Source organism: Reichenbachiella faecimaris, assembly GCF_900176375.1.
GTDB classification, from domain to species: domain Bacteria; phylum Bacteroidota; class Bacteroidia; order Cytophagales; family Cyclobacteriaceae; genus Reichenbachiella; species Reichenbachiella faecimaris.
In genome coordinates this window covers 121,300-143,062 of the sequence record NZ_FWYF01000002.1, presented here as the reverse complement: position 1 = coordinate 143,062, position 21,763 = coordinate 121,300, and the positions used below count along the sequence as shown (strand labels likewise).

Here is a 21,763-nt window from a genome sequence, read left to right as displayed (position 1 = left end):
TGGCAAATAGTTGTAGTAAGTTCGTTAGTAAACGTAATAAATACGTTTATACTGATTACTTTTGTATTCAAAATTTATGTCACCCATGAGAAAAATTTTAGTCAGTGGCGGATCAGGTTATATAGGGTCACATACTGTGGTGGAACTACAGCAATCTGGTTTCGAGGTTTTGATCGTTGATGATTTATCCAATTCTAAGAAAGAGATACTTCATAAAATTGAGACCATCACCAATCAGCTCCCTGAGTTTGTAGAACTCGACTTGAAAGATGAAGTGGCCATTGCGCATCTGTTCCAATCTTATGAAATTGATGCTGTCATTCATTTTGCAGCAAGCAAATCGGTAGGGGAGTCAGTGGTCAATCCATTGCTGTATTATCACAACAATTTACTGTCCATGCTCAATTTATTGAAAGCCATGGAGGCCAGTGATGTCACTTCCTTTGTGTTTTCATCCTCTTGTACTGTTTATGGTCAGCCAGATCACCTGCCCGTAACAGAGCAGACACCTACCAAACCAGCAGAATCGCCTTATGGCAATACCAAGAAGATTTGTGAGGACATTTTAAAAGACTATGCTCATGCAAACAGCGAATTTAACGGTATGTCACTAAGGTATTTCAATCCTGTGGGTGCACATCCATCAGGAAGTATTGGTGAACGCCCAAGTGGAGTGCCAAATAATTTGATCCCCTATTTACTAGAAACTGTAGCAGGAGTGAGGGAGAAGTTGAGCGTTTTTGGATCAGACTATGGAACGCCTGATGGTACAGCTATTCGTGATTATATACACGTGGTGGATTTGGCACAGGCGCATGTGATTGCAGTTCAGCGACAGCTTGATCAAAAGAATAAGTCCAACTACGAAGTCTTCAATTTGGGCTCAGGCCATGGTTATTCAGTATTAGAAGTGATCAAGGCGTTTGAAAAAGTGAATCAGGAAAAAGTGAACTACGAGTTAGTAGATAGGCGACCTGGGGACATAGAAAAAATATATGCAGATACCACTTATGCCAATGAAGAGCTAGGCTGGTCTGCCAAACTCGGCATAGAAGAAATGATGCGTTCGGCCTGGCAGTGGCAGCAAAACCTCAACAAAGAATCGTAACACACTAAGACAGTTTTGGGTAAATTGGGCGCTCCGGGGGGAGTGCCTTTTTTTATTCCAGAATTCACAGAAATACAAAAGAAATCGTTTGAGCTTCCCTTATAACACGCATCTTAGGTCAAATATCTGTTAAATGAGGTTTGAAAATTGACGAATCGAATATCAAGTAATATTTCAGTTATTTAGACAATTAGATTTCTGTTACATTTACTTAGATCAACAAATTCCAGTTCGCCATCAATAAAATTGTCAAATACAAAAAAAGGTCTTTTGTGAAGCACATGGTCTGTGTGATCATTCTGCTGTGCTTAGGCAGATCAGGCCAGACTCAGGGGTTTGAATTTCAGCATCTAGGTATAGAGGAAGGTATGCCAGGCAATAAAGTATTCATGACGCTGGAGGGCGATGACGGATTCATGTGGATGGCTACAGATCATGGTGTGGTGAGATATGATGGCAGAGTGCTGAAGACTTATCAGCTTCAAAATATTGAAGAAATCAAAAAACGCTCTTTTGTATCTCTGTTTTTGAGTAAGGATAGCCAGGGCAGGGTTTGGCTTATGGCCAATAATGGATTGCTATTCTATTTTGACAATGGACAAGATGAATTTCAGTACTTTGATCAGGTGTTGCCTGTTGGTGGTAAGAATATCTATGTCACAGAGTTTTATATAGATCATCAAGACAGGTTATTGGTTGGTTCTTCTCAAGGTGTGACTATCTATGAGCCTAAAAACAGAAAAACCAGGCAGTTGGAAGAGATAAAAAAGACCGTCTCTTCAATTATTCAGGCAGACAATGATCAATACTATATAGGAAGCAGGGGAAGTGTCCATGTTTTGGATGCCAATCTAAATTCAATTTCTAGTCTCAAATCCAATGGGTCAAATGGAACATGGTTCTCAGAGCAACAAAAAGTGGAGTCACTTTATTTACAAGAATCTGAAGACGAACTTTGGATAGGAACAGAAAGTTCTGGTTTGTATGTGTATGACTTAAAACATGATTTACTTTCTTCTATTAGTCAATTAGGTGGATTGGATATTTCTATTAGATCCATTGTAAACTATCACGGAGGGAAAGTACTCATAGGTACTGATGGCGGGGGTGTTATACTCTTTGATACTTTCAATCAAAAGGTGCTCACTCGTATGACACATCAAGATGACGATTCACAGGCTTTAAGTTCTAATGCTGTTTACGATGTTAACATCAATTCTCAGGGAGTCATTTTTGTCTCCACATATCGTGGCGGTGTCAATGTGCACAATCCCCAACGACAAAATATTTTATCTCTTCGACATATCAAAGGTGAAGCTAATTCGCTAAACAACGACGTGGTGCTTTCCATAGTCGAACCCAAGCCTGGGTATCTCAGCTTTGGTACAGATAAAGGGATTAGCATTTGGCGTCAAGCGCGAAATACCTGGGAGCACCTTGGTTTGGATACTGGAGAAAGCACCTCAAAAAGTGCTGTTGTGCTGTCGCAAACTGTGGATAACGAGGGCAACCTCTGGGTTGCGTCCTATGTATATGCGCTTTCTCAGTTTGCACCCAGTGCGCAAGGCTTCCAATTGTCTTCCAGTCTGACCCGAATCGGAGAGCAGTCTAGGGTCAAGCGTGTGTTTTATCATCCACATGGCGAATTATTAGTAGGAACCATCAATTCAGGATTGTTTTCTTATTTACCCTCTGGAGAAATCAAGAGTTATGACGTAAGAGAGCCTTCAGATTTTGAGGTTTATTCAGATCTAAAAGTAGTGATTGCGAATGGTGATGGATTGGCTCTTTTGGACTTGGTCCACGATCAACTCACCTGGATAGAAAACGATACCTTGTCCAAAATGGTGGTCGTGTCAGTCTTGGTTGATACCAATCGTGAACTATGGATTGGTACGATTGATCATGGCGTATTGAGAGTGGACAACAAGGGAAATATTTTGGATACCTACAATACTTCGTCTGGGCTATCTTCTAATACTGTTTTCGATTTACTATCTGACATGGACAACAATATTTGGGTGGCCACGTCCAGAGGGATCAGCAGAATAGCTGCCCAACGAGTCACCAACTTCTATGAGTCTGATGGGCTGATTTCTACGGACTTCAACCGCAACGCAGGCGCTCGGGACAGCCGAGGCAATTTATACTTTGGCACCAACAGAGGAGTAATCACGTTTGACCCGCAAAAGGTGAAACCCTCAAAAATTGAAAAAAAGGTCGTTTTCACTGATTTTTACCTTAATCATGAACGAATCCTTGTAGAGGAAAATTCAGTCTTGGATCGTCCACTGACTCAGATTCAAAGTATACCACTTTCATACAATCAGAATTCCTTTTCGATTGGATTTGCCAGCATCGACTTCGTGCATGCAGCGTTGGGTCAATATGTTTGGCGGCTGGATGGATTTGATAAAAGTTGGGTCGTAGGTGATCATCAGGACAGGGCAACATACACGAACCTAGACCCTGGCGTTTATACTTTTAGACTGAAAATGACCGACGGCATGGGCAACCAGATCGGAGAAGAAAGTCAGCTTAAAATGGTGATAGACAAACCATACTGGAAAACACCCTGGGCTTATGTGCTATACCTTATCATTATATTGCTTTTGGTTGCTTTACTCCTCTATTCTAATAGGTTACGATTAGAATCCAGGAATGCAGAGGAGCGACTTCATTTCCTGATAGAAATGGCGCATGAAATCAAAACGCCATTGACACTCATTCGAGCACCATTGACTGATTTATTGAGTAATAGCAAAACAGATAATCAAATGAGAGAAAGTCTGCAGGTAGCTTTGGGTAGTGCAGAAAAACTTCACAAGCAAATGATGCAATTCCTTGATTTCAGAAGAATCAATGTGAGGCGCAACGCCCTTCAGCTGGCTCCAATCGATTTGAATGCATTTATTCATTCTAAGATCTATGCTTTTAAAATCCTAGCCGATAAAAAGAACATCAAGCTCATATTCGAACCATCACAGGAGGCTATGATGGTCAATACGGATGAGACGATTTTAGATAAAATCGTGAGCAATCTCATATCCAATGCCATCAAATATACGCGCGAAGATGGCGAAGTCATCCTCAAGGCAGATACCACTGACAAGAGCTGGGCATTAACCGTATCTGACAATGGTATTGGTATTTCAAAAGAAGACCAAAAAAGAATCTTCACCTTATTTTATAGGACTCAAAATGCCAGAACCTCTGGTAGTTCGGGCAGTGGAGTAGGGTTGGTACTTGCCAGCGACCTTGCCCGTACCATGGGCGGTTCTGTCAAGCTAGTAAAATCAGACAGCCAGGGGTCAAAATTTCTGGTCACTATGCCCATGGTCGAGCTGTCAGAACAAACTATGCCAGTGGAATCTTTTGAGGCTATTCCAGTGGAGCAGGAGGCTGAAACCGAAGCAGAGGATAGCGCCAAACTCACGATACTGATGGTAGAAGATGATGAGGACTTGCGTAATTACCAAAAATCAAAATTTGATACAGAATATCGTGTACTCTCCGCATCTAACGGAGAAGAAGCACTGAAAATAGTAGCCAATGACCCACCTGATATGATTATCAGTGACGTGGTCATGCCCAAAATGAATGGAAGGCAGTTGTGCATGAATATCAAGTCTAATTTCGCGACCAGTCACATTCCTTTTATTCTATTGACTGGACAAGAATCTAAAGATCACATTCAGCAAGGTTTGGAGAGTGGCGCTGACGATTATATAGTGAAGCCATTTGATTTTGAGATGTTGTCGTCCAAAATCAAGAATCTCCTAAAAACCCGCGCAGCCATCAAAGATCGTTTTGTGGCAAGCGAAGAAAAGGAGACCTTCCAGGATATATCCAACGAACTGGATCAAAAATTTCTGGATGAGATTACCAATTTGATAGAGGAAAACATAAGTGACCCCGAACTTTCAGTCAATCATATTTGCCAAAGCATGGGGATGAGCCGCACCTCCCTTTACCATAAGTTGAAATCTCTGGTAGACATGTCTCCTGCCGAGTTTATCCGAACCATCAGATTGAAACGTGCTCGTAAGTTGCTTCTCAATCCCATGAATAATATCAGTGAAGTAGCCTATAGTACCGGTTTCTCAGATGCCAAATACTTTAGCACGTTATTCAAAAAATACTACAATCAAAGTCCTTCAACGTTTGTCGCTGAAAAACGCGCAGGCCTCTAATTCGGAGAAATTCAAGGATTGCTAATTATCATTTCCTCTTATTTAGAGTTATCTTATAGTAAAGAATTGATAGTTAAAAATGCCCATTATAGCTCATTAAAAAGGGTTTAACTGGATTTCAACCTTTTGAAACAGTATTTAAACCCTAAGATTCACCGAATTGCTCAACTTCGGGAAATGAATACTGATACAAATCGAACATGACTAACGTGATGATATGAAACAAACTTACTTAATAACGATTTTAATTTTTCTGGTTCATCTGACCTACGCCCAGCACAGTATCAAAGGTACTGTTGTAGATAATGAAGGGCAAACCATCCCTGGAGCCAGCATCCTAATCAAAGGGACAAAAGAAGGGGTGGTTACAGACATTGATGGAAAATTCAATTTGGAGGTTCCACAAAAGGACGCGGTTTTGGTAGTGTCTTTTTTGGGCTTTACCAAACAGGAAGTTGAGGTAGGCGGGCAGTCAACTGTAGATATTGTCTTGCTGCCAGATTTTGTAGAGCTAGAAGAAATAGTGGTGGTCGGCTATGGCACGATGAGAAAGAGTGATCTCACGGGTGCCATCTCTTCAGTGAAAGTCGAGGACAATGTAGCCAGACAATACACCACAGTAGATCAGCTACTCAATGGTCGAGCACCTGGAGTTCAGGTGATTAGCAACAATGCCAATCCAGGGGCTGGTATAAGTGTAAAAATCAGAGGAACCAATAGCCTCAGAGGCAATAATGAACCATTGTATGTGGTAGATGGGGTGGTGATTTCCTCTGCAGGTGAAGATGTAAATAGTGCCTCCACAGATTCGAATGAAAGCCAATCCAATCAAAATGGCCTAAACGGTATCAATCCACGAGACATCGAAAGTATCGAAGTACTAAAGGATGCCTCAGCTACTGCCATATATGGCTCCCGTGGCGCGAATGGTGTAGTACTCATCACCACCAAACAAGGCGTAAGTGGCGAAACGAGGATCAACGCTTATGCGACATCCAGTGTGGCAATGATTGAAAAAAAGCTGGATGTATTGGATCCAGTCACCTATGCCAAGTATCAGAATGAAGGTCAATTGCAGAAAGACGCGAATCCAATATTTCATATTGAGAATGGTCAAATTTATTCAATCGATGGTGGTTCTAATGTAGGATCAGAACCAATGAAAACAATCAATTGGCAGGACGAAATTTATCAGCCAGGCTTGAATTATAATGCTGGCGTTTCTTTCGGTGGTGGGAGTGATAATGGAACCTATTATGTTTCGGCAGGGTATAACGACCAATCAGGTATTGTCGAAACATCGAAATTTCAAAGTGGCGACATTCGTCTAAACCTTAAACAAGATCTGACCAAGGATCTTGTTCTGGATACCCGATTTACTATTTTTTATAGTGAAGGCAGTTTTTCTCAAGATGGAAGTAGAGCAGGAGGAAATCGAGGATTTATCAAAAATATCATCGACTCAGCTCCAATTATTGATTCTGAGATTGAGACGACTGCTGGTGATTTGGACTTAGGAAATCCCTATTCATTCATCAAAGATTTTGAGGATAAAACGAAGGAGTCGAGAATCATAGGTTCCGCGGCTTTGACCTATCAATTGCCTGTGAAAGGTTTAAAATTTCAAGTCAGAGCAGGTGGAAATATCAGAAATAAAGATCGCAGAAGATGGTATGGACTGACCACCTTTCAAGGGCAGCAAGCCAATGGCGTACTTTCAGTTTCAAATATTGTGACTAAATCATACACCATCAACAATTTATTGCTATTCAATCGTACCTTTTCCAAGATTCATAGATTCAATACCACACTCGGGATGACCTTTGAAGGTAGACAGCGAGAAGATCAAATCTACGAAGTACAAAACTTTTCCACATTTGATTTTACAGTGAATGGCGCCCAATATGGTCAATTTCCATCTCGCCCGTTGAAGACCTTACCAAGCGAAGAACAGTTGCTGTCATTTCTTGGCAGGGTGAATTATACGCTGAATGATAAATATATTATTACTGCTTCGCTTCGAGTAGATGGCTCATCCAAATTTATCAAAGACAGGTATGGTTTTTTTCCATCTCTGGCTGTGGCATGGAGATTATCAGACGAAGCATTTGTACAGTCCTTAGGGTTGTTTGACGACCTAAAACTTAGAGCTGGAGTAGGACGGATAGGTAATCAAGCCATCCAACCCTATCAGACGGGAACTAACTATGCCCCAGTGTACTACGCCGCTCCTGATAATTCAGATAATATCGGTTTTGTAGCATCCAATGTGGCCAATCCAGATTTGACATGGGAAAAAACGGATCAGCTGAATGTGGGTCTTGATTTTGGAGTTTTGAATAATAGATTGACGGGTACAGTGGATACCTACTACAAGAGCACCACGGATTTGTTGCAAAATCAGCCATTGCCGAATTCGGCGGGGTTCAGTAGTATTTTGGTGAACATGGGAGAAATCATAAACAGAGGTATTGAGCTTTCTCTCTCATCGACCGCCATAGATAAAGGTGATTTTAAGGTTTCTCTGGGAGCCAATATAGCCTTCAATCAAACACAGCTAGGAGAGCTAGGCATTCCTGATTCGGAGCTACTCATAGACGGTGAGTACAAACAAAAGTCGTTTTATGTAGGAGACCAGATTTCTACAGGTACCTATTTTAAGGCTCCAGCCAATATTTTTATCAAAGGAGAAGAGTCTGCCCTGTTTTATGGCTGGCAGACAGATGGCATTTATCAATCCACAGATACGGAAATCCCCACCGCCTTTCAGCCAGGTGATATCAAGATCATTGACCAAAACGGTGATGGTATAATTGATGACAAAGACAGAACAATCATTGGAAATCCGAATCCAGACTTTATCTATGGAGGTAATATCAACATCAATTATAAGAGATTTTCATTGAATCTGGTCTTTGAAGGCTCACAAGGCAACGACATCGTAAATGGGAGTGCCATCACTTTAGGTACAGCAGAGGCTTCTAGTAGAAACATCTTTCCAGCTGCGTACCACGAAGCCTGGAGGCCTGATCGGGAAACCAATACTTTCCCAAGAGTGGGGTACAGCAAAGAGCAAAGTGCTGGTGCCATCACAGATAGAGTGGTAGAAGATGGTAGCTATTTCAGGTTGAACAATGTGATATTATCTTATGATGTCCCGGTCAAGAACGTGGTTAGCAATTTGAACATTTATGCATCAGCTCAAAATGTTATTACGCTGACCAATTACAGTGGATACAATCCAGTCGTATCAAGCTTTTCAGGTAATGGCCTGATCAATGGTGTCGATTGGTTTGGTTACCCCAATGCGAGATTATTCATCATAGGCTGCAACGTCTCTTTCTAATCAACTAAATCTCAAGAAAATGAAATTCATAAATTATATCATATTAATGGGTCTGCTAATGACCACATGGGCTTGTGACTTAGATGAGAATCCACCATCTCTGTCGAGAGAGTCTGTTTATTCAAACTTAAATAATGCGAAAGGAGCTTTGGATGGGACTTACGCAGGTGTTGCCGCCTATCATTATTATGGCAATACTTTCCATTTTGTAGCCAATTGTCATTCAGGCTTCTTTGTTTCGGGCAGAGGCAATAGTGCTACTGCCACTGATAATGTCACAATCGCGGCACTTCAGCTCACTAATGGTTACAATGACTTGGAAAATGTATGGGAAGCCATTTATCAGGCTATTGCACGCAGCAATGAAATCATTGATCAGCTCGACGCTGTAGAGATACCAGAAGTAGATGAGGAGATCGGAATGAATGAAGTGCTTGGACAGGCTTATTTTCTGAGAGCTTTTCACTATTTCAACTTGGTGAGACTCTGGGGAGATGTGCCTTTGAAATTGGCATTGACTACTAAGGACAACGTTCAGCAAAATACGGCCAGTGCTGAGTATATTTATGACAATATTATTGCTGACGTGAAGCAAGCTCAGTCCTTGATGACAGGGTATTTTGGCGAGGGTTATCCAGAGCAGTACGCGGCGGATATGTTGTTGGCCAAGGTATATATGACATTGGCGACAGCGGACGCTGAGCTGCAAGACAGTACCTTAGACTACTGGCAATTGGCTTATGATGAAGCCATCAAAGTATATGGCCAGTACAGCCTGCTTAATAATTATGCAGACCTGTGGGTAGATACTGGTGGAAATACCTCAGAATCTATCTTTGAGATCCAGTTCAATTATACAGGCCCATCCAACTTTGTTAAGTTTTTCACGGCTCCAAATGCCATTAATACCTCTACCTGGGGTAGAGTTAAAATCAATGCTGATGTTTATGATCGTCATGCGGCAGTTTATCCCGCAGATCCGAGAATTGGCGAGACTTTTCTGGGTTCTTATTTGAATAATAACACTACAAGTAATGGGTTTGGCAATCTACGAGCAAACTATCCGGATAATGCTGCACGCAAAAATTTCTCGCAAGGATTTCCGTACCTGTTGAAATATTCCTCTAAAGACCCAGGTCAAAATACTGATCTAGGGGAGCAAAATTTCATTGTCTATAGATATGCGGATTTGCTACTCATGCTGGCAGAGATCACCAATGAATTGGGTAATCCTGATGGCAATCAATATGACTATGTAGAAGAAGTATTGGGCAGAGTAGGTATGATCCCGAGTGCAGCGCTGCAGATAGGGAGCAGTCAGTCTGACTTCAGGACAGCCATCATGAAAGAGTACACGCACGAGTTGTTAGGTGAGGGGCAGGATTGGTTCAACAATCGTCGCAGAGGATATGCCTACTTTCAATCTGAAGTGATCCAGGCACACAACAATAGTGCAGTCTTTGATCCGAATGTAGACGTGACACTTCTCGACAATGACGAAAGTGTGATGTCGCTGCCTATCCCTCAAACAGAAATTGATAACAACCAAGAAATTGACTGATATGAAAGCCATAAAACTAGTAATGTACGTGATGATCGCATCAGTAAGCATATTGTTTTCGTGCGATGACAATCCTTATGATACCTTTGAAGAATACACACCTGCTGTCATCGATCCGGCACAAGTGGGATTATTGACTTACACAGATACAACCTCTTTCCCAGTTCAGGATGTCATTTATCTTCCTGTCCCATTAGACGAGATTGATCGTTCCCATAGATTTGTATTGGATACGATCAAGGCTGAAGGCCAAGCCGCACCTGTTCTAAACATTTTCTCTGTGGATAGTAGAACTGGTGTGATTGAAATTGATAACTCAAATGGTCAACTCACACCAGGTGAATATGTCATTAGTGTAGGCGTCACCAGTGGCGATGGTGTGGCTATCTTCGAAGATGCTGTGACCATGACTGTCTTGGACGTGCCAGTAGACCTAAATGTCGCGAACAAAACAGTGAACGTTGGCGCCTTAGATGTAAGTACCTTGTCCAACTTGACGGTAGTAGACAACTCTGGAGGTACACTGACCAGCTCTTCAATCACTATTTCATCGAATTATACTGCAGAGATACAAATAGATTCAAATACTGGAGATGTTGAAAAGGTGGCTACCATCCTGGGTAGCCCTACCTTCAACATATCGGCCACGGTACAGACTAATTTGGGGACAAAAGTCTTCAATGACGTGATTACTGTCACAGTAGGAGCTGCCCCCACGATCAACTATGTGCAGCAAGATGGAGTCACGGCCTTAGCAAACGTAAAACTGTCGCCTTGGAGTAGCTATACGACACATGCACCCGTTTTGGATGGCATGACAGCAGCAAGCTTTGATGTGATTTTGCCAGCAGAGTTGTCAGCATTTAGTTCTGAAATCACTATCAATAGCTCAGGACAGGTAGATATAGCTGCGGATGCATCACTTCCAGATGGAACCTTTTCGATTGGCGTAATAGCAAAAACTGTGGCCAGTGTAGAAGCCTCATTTGCGGATGTATTTAGTATAGAAGTTGAAACAGTGATCGAATCAGTTCTCAACGAACAATTAAACGAAGAAGAAAATGATGCCGCAACACCTGAAGTAGCGTATCCTGGCGAATGGCAACAATACAACAATGGCAGTGGTGCGACCTGGAAGAAAAAGAACGGAGCTAATAGCCATTATGGCTTCCGTATGTTCAAACCAAGCGTGACTGCTGCGGATGCGAGCATGACCAGAGCAATAGATGTTACTGGTTACAAATCAGTCAATGTAACCTTCGGCGAGATCCTCAACAATAGTAATAGCCTCAAATTCTGGGAGCACTATTATCGCGAGTGGTTATATGGTGATAATGTCACCGATATTGCTGGTGGCACCTTCAATGCATCCAACTGGACGACCATATTAGATGCCAATCATGCGGATTGGGTAGATACAAATGAATCTTGGAATGGATCATCTAATGAATATTCTACGGAAATAGATGTGAGCCAATTGTCAGGTTCCACCTTGTATTTGCACTGGAGAGTCACACCTCAAAACACCTCATCTGCGGAAGTGGACAACGGACAATGGTGGGTAGATTTTCTGGTAATCAGCGGAGCAAAAGTATACGAAGCGACAGAGGAATAGTATCTCTGATAGACAGATAAAGATATGAAAAAAGAAAACATGAGAGTGGTAGGAAAGGGTAGACGGCGATATGCTGTGCTGGAGGTATTTTCCAGTGTCTTGTTGGTAGCAGTACTACTTACCATGCTCCTGTTTTTATTGTAATAATTTTTTAATGAAGAAAAACGTGAATAAAATATTAATCTCCTTGTCACTGGCATATACAGTGGCTGCTTGTCAGCAACCTTCTATACCTGTTGACTATCTGAATGCTGATGCACCAGTCGAACAAAGGGTAGAAAGTTTAATGTCCCAAATGACATTGGAGGAGAAAATCGGCCAAATGTGCCAATACGTGGCTCCCTTGCATATCGAGGAGTCTAAGAAAAGAATCAAAGGAGAAGAATTGATTCATAATGACCAATGGGGCTTATATCCAGGCATGAGTGCAGATTCTTTGAGATCATTAGTAAAAGAAGGAGAGATAGGCTCATTTCTTCACGTGAAAGATGCCAAAGAAGCGAATGAACTTCAAAAATTAGCACAAGCCACCCGCCTCAAAATTCCATTACTCATTGGCATAGACGCTATCCACGGTCATGCCATGATCGAAGGCAGTACAGTTTTCCCTACACAACTGGGGCTTTCTTCTTCTTGGGATAACGAGTTGTTGTATGAAGTAGCCAAGGCTACTGCCAAAGAAGTGAGAGCAACTGGCATGCACTGGACCTTCTCACCCAATGTAGACGTAGCTCGCGACCCGAGGTGGGGAAGATGTGGAGAGACTTTTGGCGAGGATCCATTCATGGTTACTCAGATGGGATTGGCTTTCACCAATGGCTATCAGGGAGATTTTGGAGAAGACAATGTGCTGGCTTGCGCCAAACACTTCATTGCAGGTAGCGAACCCTACAATGGCACCAATGCATCTCCCATGGATGCATCTATGAGACAGTTACGCGAAATCTGGTTACCGCCTTATAAAGCGCAGGCGGAAGCGGAAGTCTTCACCTTCATGGCCGCGCATAATGAACTGAACGGCATACCCTGTCACAGCAACAAAATGTTGCTCAATGATATTCTTCGAGAAGAATGGGGGTATGATGGTTTTGTGGTGAGTGATTGGATGGATATCGAAAGAATAGAAAAGCTGCACCACGTGGCTGGCAGCCCTAAGGAGGCCATCCAACTGTCCGTAGATGCGGGTATGGATATGCACATGCATGGCCCTAACTTTTTGAAGCCTTTGGCTGAGTTGGTAAGAAATGGAAATATAGACGAAAACAAAATCAACGAATCATGTCGCAAAATTTTGACTGCCAAATTCATGCTTGGCTTGTTTGAAAATCCTTTCGTAGATGAGGGTAGCGCGGCCAAAGAATTATACTCACAACAACATCAGGAATTGGGGGTTGAAGCAGCCCGAAAATCAATTATTCTTTTAAAGAATGACGGGTTGCTTCCTTTTTCTGATCAAAAGAAAATCCTGATCACTGGGCCAAATGCAAACAATCATAGACTCATGGGTGACTGGGCACTGCCACAGCCTGAGGATAAGATCACTACGATTTATGAAGGTTTCAAGCAAGTGTTTTCAGATGCACAAGTCGACTTTGTGAATAGTGGAGAAAGTCTAAGAAACCCAGACGCAGCTGCATTGGATGCAGCCATTGCACAAGCCAGAGGATATGATGCTATTGTGGTGGCCGTGGGCTCCAATTCGCTCAGATACGAAAAGTATGAGAAAAACTGTGGCGAGAACGTAGGCCGCTCCACCATCAATTTGATGGGCAACCAACTGGAGTTGATCAAAAGATTATATGAAATCAACAAAAACATAGTCATAGTTTTAGTGAATGGACGTCCACTATCAGAACCCTGGATTAAGGAAAACATCCCAGCCATAATTGAGGCTTGGGAGCCGGGTTCTTTTGGTGGGCTGGCCATAGCCGAGATCGTGAAAGGCGACGTGAACCCCTCAGGCAAATTGACCATGACTTTCCCTCAGCACGTAGGCCAAGTGCCCATGGTGTACAACCAGAAACCATCAGTATTTTTTCACAAGTATATAGACTCCCCATCCAAGCCGCTTTGGCATTTTGGTTATGGTCTGAGCTACACCCAATTCGAGTTCAGTGATTTGCAATTAAGTGCCAGTGAAATAGCGCCCGAAGATCAGGTGTCGATTGCTGTGACAATCACTAATACGGGAGATCAGGCGGGCGACGAAATCGCTCAGCTTTACATCAGAGATGAGGTGTCGTCTGTTACACGACCAGTTAAAGAACTAAAAGGATATCAAAGAATCTCATTAGCTCCGCAGGAATCAAAGCAAGTAGTGTTTGAGCTGGTGGCAGACGACCTCGCGTTCTACGACATAGATATGAATTATGTGGTCGAGCAGGGCAGTTTCAAAATCATGGTAGGTGCCTCATCGGCAGATGAAGATTTGCTCACGACAAATCTTGAATTGACCCAATCAAAATCAATGAATAAGTAATAAACACTATAGATGATGAATAAAATGAAATATCAAATTGGAGTAGGATTAGCAGTAGCGATGGTAATGTCATCTATAGTGACAAGCTGTACCAGTTCGACTGCCAGCAAGAAAAAACGCCCAAACATTATCTACATCATGAGTGACGATCATGCCACACATGCGATCAGTGCTTATGGGGGTATTTATGACGATTATTTACAAACGCCGAATATTGATCGTATTGCCAATGAAGGCATTAAGTTCAATAATGTGTTTTGCACCAATGCCATTTGCGGCCCTAGCCGCGCGGCTATCCTGACAGGCAAGTACAGTCACGAAAACGGCTACTACAAAAACGAAAGTGGGGGCAAATTCGACTCTACGCAGTGGACATTCCCAAAGGCCATGCAAGACCATGGTTATAAAACTGCCTTGGTAGGCAAATGGCACTTAGGTACTGAACCAGTCGGGTTTGACTACTTCAAATATCATGACAACCCTGGTCAGCAAGGGTTCTATTATAATCCTATTTACAATGAGAATGGTACTAAGGTGAAAGAGGAAGGCTATGCCACCACCCTGACTACTAATTATGCGCTGGATTGGCTGAAAAACGAAAAGGAAAATGAAAAGCCTTTTATGTTGATGCTGCAATACAAAGCGCCACACAGAAACTGGTTTCCTGAAGAAAAGTATGTGGACTTGTACAAGGGGATGGAATTGCCATATCCTGAGACGTTCTACGACGATTATAAAGGCAGAGAAAAGACCGCAGGTGATACGGATATGACCATGGACTTTTTCAATAGAAAAGACATGAAACTGACACCTCCAGAGGGTCTCTCTCCAAAGGAATTGAATAGGTGGTATGCTTGGGGAAATAAACGAGGCATGGGCGAAGGCTGGATGCCGAACGACACCATGACAGTAGAAGAAGCCCGCAAGTGGAAATACCAACGATACATCAAAGACTATCTGGCCTGTGTCAAATCTGTAGATGATGGCATTGGCAGAGTATTGAAATATCTGGATGAAGAAGGCTTGGCCGAAAACACTATAGTAGTCTATACTTCAGACCAAGGGTTTTACTTGGGTGATCATGGCTTTTTCGACAAGCGATTTATGTACGAACCTTCATTGAAAATGCCGTTTGTACTTCGCTATCCTGCAGAGATCAAACAACCTAAGGAAAATAATGACATGATCACAAATGTAGATTTTGCCCCCACCATCTTAGATCTGGCTGGTGTGCAAATTCCAGGAGATGTTCAAGGGAAAAGTTTTGCTTCCAATATGATTGGCAATAAGCCAACGGATTGGCCCAATTCCATGTACTATCACTATTATGAATTTCCATTCTGGCACCATGTCCAGCCTCACTATGGATTGAGAGGAGAGAGGTACAAGCTGATTCATTTCTATTACAACGTGGATCAATGGGAATTTTATGATCTCAAAAAAGACCCGAACGAAATGAATAATGCGATTGATGATCCGGCCTACACCGACATCATCGTACAGATGAAAATAGACCTGAAAGAACGGCAAAAGCAGTATGGCGATGATGAGTCATTGAATGAATTCAGAGCCATCACTGATACAGATTTTGGCAACATTTCGGGAAATCATTAAACAACTAAAGAGATGAAGAAATTGAAGTTGGTTTTTTTGTTGATCTTGAGTCTGGCCGTTTCTGGTTTGGCCAGTGCTCAGGATCAAAATGTACTGTTTATAGCAGTAGATGACCTCAAGCCATTATTAGGTGCTTATGGTGATGAGATGGCGATCACGCCTAATATTGATCGTCTGGCAGCCATGGGTGTCACCTTTACCAATACGCAGTGTCAGCAAGCGGTATGCGGACCATCCAGAGCGAGTTTGCTCACTGGTATGCGTCCAGATGTAACCGAAGTTTGGGATCTGAAAACTTTGATTAGAGATAAAAATCCCAACATAGTAACCCTGCCACAATACTTTAGAAGCAATGGTTACGAAACGGTAGGTATAGGAAAAATCTTTGACCCAAGAAGTGTAGACAAAGGCCTGGATGAAAAATCATGGTCTGTGCCCTATCTGATGCCTGATGTGGAGGATGAACAGTATGGTGAGCCAGCCGGACACTACCAATCACCCGAAAACAAAGCCAAATTTGAAGCGCTCAGAAAAGAAGGCGAAGCCAAAGGATTGTCTGGAGGCAAGCTCAATGCTTACGTGAGAAATGGCAACAAGCCTACAACTGAATCTTTGGATATAGCAGACGAAGGATACTTCGACGGGATGGTGGCAGTAGAAGCCATCAAGCAATTAAAAAATTTAGCCAGTGGATCAAAGCCATTTTTGCTTTGCGTGGGGTTCAAAAAACCGCATTTGCCTTTTGTAGCACCCAAGAAATATTGGGACATGTACAAAAGGGAAAACATGCCCTTGGCAGAATTTCAAAAGCAAGCGTCAGGTACAGTACAGCTCTCTTATCACAACAGCGGCGAGCTCAATTCCTACACGGATATCCCTGATGCCTATGGTAAGAATGGATTGGTCAATGAAGACAAACAACGCGAGCTGATTCATGGCTACTACGCCTGTATTTCGTATGTCGACGCTCAGATAGGAAAAGTACTGGATGCGCTGGAAGCGCAAAATTTAGCTAAGAATACGTCTATCGTGCTTTGGGGTGATCATGGCTGGCACTTGGGCGACCATGGTATGTGGAACAAACATTCCAATTTCGAGCAGGCCACCCGATCACCATTGATTTTTGCCAGCACCACTATGCAGCAAGGGGTACAAAACGATTCACCTACAGAGTTTGTCGATATCTTCCCGACGTTGTGTGATTTAACTGATCTGGAAACGCCAGATTACCTCCAAGGCAAAAGCTTAAAACCAATCCTGGATGGTAAAGAAAAGAGTGTAAAGCCATTTGCGATCAGCCAATATCCGAGAGCCAAAAACATGGGCTATGCCATGCGCAATGATAGATACAGATATGTGGTGTGGTACAAAGACGGTGACACATCCAGCCCATCCAATATCTTGGCCAAGGAGCTGTACGATTACAAGAAAGATCCCTTAGAAACTCAAAATGTAGTAGGGAGCAACAAGGCCCTGGCAGACGAACTGCAAAGTCAATTGGATGGTTTTTTAGTAAATCAAGAGACTCAGAAAAAGGCTTTCAAAAAGTCAATGAAGCAAACTGTGAAAATAGGAATGGCTGCACCCGTAGTAGGTAGTGGGGCCAATCTGGTCTCTAATCCGGGATTTGAAAATGGACTGGAGGGCTGGAAAACCTTTGGTAAATGTGGCATAAAGGTAGTGAATGAGGAGGCGCATGCTGGCAGTGCCAGTTTGCAGTTTACAGGTTCCAAAGGGGGCGTCAATCGAGTGATCAAAGGACTGAAGCCCGAAACTACCTATGAGGTTTCAGTTTTTGCCAAAACACAAAACAATGAAGCCGTCATACTGAAGTTGGCTGACTTTGGGGGTGAGGAGGCGAAGGCAAAGCACAAGGCCAATGACTATGGTCAAATGACTGCCTCATTTACTACTGGAGCAGGTGCCACATCCGTAAAGATTGGACTTCAAAAGTATGGCGACGGCACAGGCAAATCATGGTTTGACGAGGTACAAGTCGTAGAAAAAAAAAGTAAAGGTGAGAGTATCCAAGGCGTAGCGCTAAAAGACGCCCTAAAGGACGGAAATAAAGAACCCTTCTACATAGGAGCCACCATGGCCCATAGCCAATTAGGTACAGACGCGCAGGATATACTTGTCAGTCAATTCAACTACACCGTTTCTGAAAATGCGGCCAAGCAAACCAAAGTTCACCCTGCTCCAGGAGAATGGAACTGGCAGGAAGTAGACGCCATAGTAGATATGGCCAAGGCCAATAATCTCGTGGTGAGACTGCATGGGCCTATCAGTCCACAAGCTTCGAAATGGGCGAAGGCAGATGAGCGCACACCTAAAGAGTTGGAAAAAATAATGACTGAGTTCTTCACTGCCCAATGCAAGCGCTTCAATGGTCATCCGAATATCAAATGGATGGACGTGGTGAATGAGACAGTAGAAAAAGACGGCACTTGGTTTAGCCCAAAACCAGGTGTGAAAGATTGGGAAAACCCATGGACGATCATTGGCGCTGACAAGGACAAAAATCAAACACCCATCTATATTTCAAAAGCCTTCGAAATGGCCAACCAATATGCCCCAACTATTAGTCTGGTTTATAATCAGCACGGTGGCATGGAGCCACCCATGTGGGAGCGAGTAAAGGAGACCATTTTATACTTAAAAGATAAAGGACTAAGAGTGGATGGTATTGGCTGGCAAGCCCACTTGAGAAGCGATGAGCCATTGGCTTTCGCGCCAAAAGAACTGAATTATTTGGCCGAATTGATCGATTGGACGCATGCCAATGATTTGGATTTTCACGTGACTGAGATTGATTATAAACTCTGGGATAGAGTGAAGACAGCTGATGCCTTGAAAAAGCAGGGAGAGGCTTATGCCAATATTCTCAAAGTATTGTTGGCCAAAAGATCCACAGGAGTAGTCACTTATAATACCTGGGGGATTCTGGATGGCCATGGCAAACATGCCGACAAATTCATGTTTATGTTTGATGAAGATGGCAACCCAAAGCCAGCATATTTTGCCGTGAGGGAAGCTTTGATCAACCCCAATTCAACAGTTCGAACCGTCTCAAAAACAGTAGTGTTTAGTGATGGATTTGAAAACGGGGATTTCGAAAAATCCTGGAAACAGTTTGGTGATACCAAGCCGTCTGTGGTCAATCAAAATGCCGAGCAAGGCCAAGCTTGTGTGGCACTTACTGTCGACAAAAGTGGTATTAAGCGAACGCTAGAAAGCCTAAAGCCAAATACAAAATATACCGTTGAGGCTTCTATCAAGTCGCCTAAGGATATGAAATCTGTTGTGAAAGTAGATGATTTTGGTGGCGAGCAGGTGGTAGAAAGAGTAAAAGGAAATGGAGACTATCAAAAGGCCGTGCTTTCATTTACCACTGGAGCCACAGCCACCAGCGCCCAACTGATCATCAACCGTTGGAACACAGCAGGTGAAGGGCAGGTATTGATCGATGCCGTGGAAGTTTCAGAATCAGCTAATTAAGTCTATGAAAAGTATTAAGAACATACTATTGGGGATATTGCTTTTGTTTGCCTTTTACGCTTCCGCGCAAAACAAAAATGTCCTTTTCATCATCGTTGATGATTTAAAACCCTTGATTCATGACTATGATGAAAATCAGATGATCACCCCAAATTTGGATGCTTTGGCAGGGGAAAGTGTGGCCTTTACCAATGCGCACTGTCAGCAGGCCGTGTGTGCCCCGTCGCGAGTGAGTTTTATGACTGGTATGCGCCCAGACTATACCAAGGTGTGGGATTTGAAAACCAATATGCGAGACAAAAATCCGGATATCCTCACCATGCCGCAATATTTCAAGCAGCAAGGATACGAAACAGTAGGAATGGGAAAAGTGCTGCATGGTGCCAAAAAGAATGATCCTAAGTCGTGGTCAATGCCTTTCATCGAAGATTTGGATTTGAGCTATGCCAAGGGCTTTGACACACCTGCCAATTTCAAGTATCAGAGTCCTGAGATTCAAAAAATCTATCAGGAAATGAAAAACGACTTTCCGGGAGACCCTACCAGCGACAAAGTCTGGCTGGCTGTCAATCGGGAATTCAAGAAAAAGGGAATCAACCCATCCAGCGAATGTCTGGATGTGCCCGACGATGCTTATGCAGATGGCGCATTGATCACCAAGAGTACTGCTTTGATGGATCAATTTCAAAAGGAGAATAAGCCCTTTTTTCTGACAGTTGGTTTTCGCAAGCCGCATCTGCCCTTTGTGGCCCCCAAAAAATATTGGGATTTGTACGACAGAGATAAGATTGAACTGGCGCCCTTCCAGCAGCACGCAGAAGGTTCTCCTGCGTTTGCCTATCACACCTTTGGCGAGTTGAAGAATTACTCCGACATCAAAGAGCACATTGACGAAAATGGCGCAGTAAAGGCAGCCAAGCAAAAGGAATTGATTCATGGCTATTATGCGAGTGTTTCTTATGTAGATGCACAGGTCGGAAAACTTATGGCATATTTGAAGTCTACAGGACTGGATCAATCGACCATGGTAGTGCTGGTAGGAGATCATGGTTGGCACTTGGGCGATCATGGCTTATGGAACAAACACTCGAATTTTGAGCAGGCCACCCGTACACCACTCATGATCAAATCGCCAGATTATAAGGTTTACACTCAAAACAGCAGCCCGGTAGAGTTGGTTGATATCTTTCCTACAGTATGTGAGTTGAGTGGATTAAGTATCCCTGAGCATTTGCAGGGCAAGAGCTTGGTGTCGATTGTTTCGGGAGATCAAGCCAGCGTAAAAGCCTTTGCCATTAGTCAGTACCCTAGAGGTCAAAGAATGGGGTACGCCATTCGCAATGATCGCTATCGCTATGTAGAATGGTATGAGGGGGATTTTACAGATCGTATCAGCCACGACGAATCTAAGGTGGTCGCCAGAGAATTGTACGATTATCAGCAAGACCCATTGGAAACCAAAAACTGGGTGAATGAAGCAAGTATGGCACCTATTTTATCTGAGTTGCAAGAGAGCTTAAGAACGATGATATGGCAGTCAAACGGATTATAATACTGCTACTGACCTGTACAAGTATTTCTTGGCTATGGGCAGCACCAGCCCAGCCGAGTGTCGCAGATAAAGTAATCGTATACAAACAAATGGATACAGTAGTCTTAAAACTACATCAGTATTTGCCAGCCGATTTTGATTCTACAAAGACATACAAAGCAGTCCTTTTTTTCCATGGCGGAGGCTGGCGGTCTGGCAGCTACAAAGCCTTTAATCGTCAGGCCAGGTATCTGGCTAAACGGGGGATGATGGCTTTTTCGGCTGATTACCGTATTTACAACTTGCATAAGACCTCTCCATTAGACGCCACTGCAGATGCTTCTGATGCTTTCCAATACTTATTGGATCATGCCAGAACATTGAATATTGACCCTAATCAGGTAGCAGTAGGTGGTGGATCTGCTGGTGGACATTTGGCTTCTGCTACTTGTTTCTGGCAAGATAGAGATATAAATCCTGCAGCTTTATTGCTGTTCAACCCAGTACTTGATACTGGCCCCAGTGGGTTCGGGTTCCAACGAATGGAGGGTCGCTATCTGGAAGTGTCACCCATAGACCACATAGCTGCCAATTATCCACCTACCTTGATTTTGGTAGGCACAAAGGATAAAGTTTTGCCAGTAGACTTGGCAAAAAGATATCAGAAAGGAGTAGAAAATGAAGGTGGTCGATGCGACGTCATATTTTACAAAGGGGAAGAACACGCCTTCTTTAATAAGCCAAAATATGTGGAACTCACAATGGCTGAAGTGGATAAATTTTTAGTATCCTTAAACATATTAACCAGCAGCGAATAA

The 21,763-nt window shown here is 43.0% G+C and carries 10 protein-coding genes; all 10 read left to right on the top strand.

Annotated features, from left to right (window positions below; genetic code table 11):
- Positions 1–85: 85 nt before the first annotated feature.
- The 10 genes from galE to B9A58_RS08360 all read left to right on the top strand — a co-directional run bounded on the left by galE (position 86) and on the right by B9A58_RS08360 (position 21,763).
- Positions 86–1,108, top strand: a complete 1,023-nt coding sequence (galE, locus tag B9A58_RS08405; RefSeq protein WP_084372271.1) for a UDP-glucose 4-epimerase GalE — start codon at positions 86–88, stop codon at positions 1,106–1,108.
- 281 nt (positions 1,109–1,389) lie between these two features.
- Positions 1,390–5,301 (top strand): hybrid sensor histidine kinase/response regulator transcription factor, encoded by a 3,912-nt coding sequence (locus tag B9A58_RS08400; RefSeq protein WP_084372269.1) that lies wholly within the window; start codon positions 1,390–1,392, stop codon positions 5,299–5,301.
- Between the two features lie 217 nt (positions 5,302–5,518).
- Positions 5,519–8,647 (top strand): SusC/RagA family TonB-linked outer membrane protein, encoded by a 3,129-nt coding sequence (locus B9A58_RS08395; RefSeq protein WP_084372267.1) that lies wholly within the window; start codon positions 5,519–5,521, stop codon positions 8,645–8,647.
- A 19-nt stretch (positions 8,648–8,666) separates the two neighbouring features.
- Positions 8,667–10,208 carry a RagB/SusD family nutrient uptake outer membrane protein gene (locus tag B9A58_RS08390; protein WP_084372265.1) on the top strand — a complete coding sequence of 514 codons (1,542 nt, stop codon included), beginning with the start codon at positions 8,667–8,669 and terminating at the stop codon, positions 10,206–10,208.
- Between the two features lies 1 nt (position 10,209).
- A complete protein-coding gene (locus tag B9A58_RS08385; protein ID WP_084372262.1) occupies positions 10,210–11,823 on the top strand; it encodes a hypothetical protein in 1,614 nt (537 codons plus the stop codon).
- Between the two features lie 166 nt (positions 11,824–11,989).
- A complete protein-coding gene (locus B9A58_RS08380) occupies positions 11,990–14,302 on the top strand; it encodes a glycoside hydrolase family 3 N-terminal domain-containing protein (RefSeq protein WP_221407840.1) in 2,313 nt (770 codons plus the stop codon).
- 12 nt (positions 14,303–14,314) lie between these two features.
- On the top strand, positions 14,315–15,916 hold the full coding sequence (locus B9A58_RS08375) for a sulfatase family protein (RefSeq protein ID WP_245827039.1): 1,602 nt from the start codon (positions 14,315–14,317) through the stop codon (positions 15,914–15,916).
- Between the two features lie 12 nt (positions 15,917–15,928).
- Positions 15,929–19,414: a sulfatase-like hydrolase/transferase gene (locus B9A58_RS08370; RefSeq protein ID WP_084372258.1), complete on the top strand. Its 3,486-nt coding sequence runs from the start codon at positions 15,929–15,931 to the stop codon at positions 19,412–19,414.
- A gap of 4 nt (positions 19,415–19,418) precedes the next feature.
- Positions 19,419–20,966 (top strand): sulfatase, encoded by a 1,548-nt coding sequence (locus B9A58_RS08365; protein ID WP_176214725.1) that lies wholly within the window; start codon positions 19,419–19,421, stop codon positions 20,964–20,966.
- A complete protein-coding gene (locus B9A58_RS08360; RefSeq protein ID WP_084372254.1) occupies positions 20,945–21,763 on the top strand; it encodes an alpha/beta hydrolase fold domain-containing protein in 819 nt (272 codons plus the stop codon). Before B9A58_RS08365 ends, B9A58_RS08360 begins: the two co-directional genes overlap by 22 nt.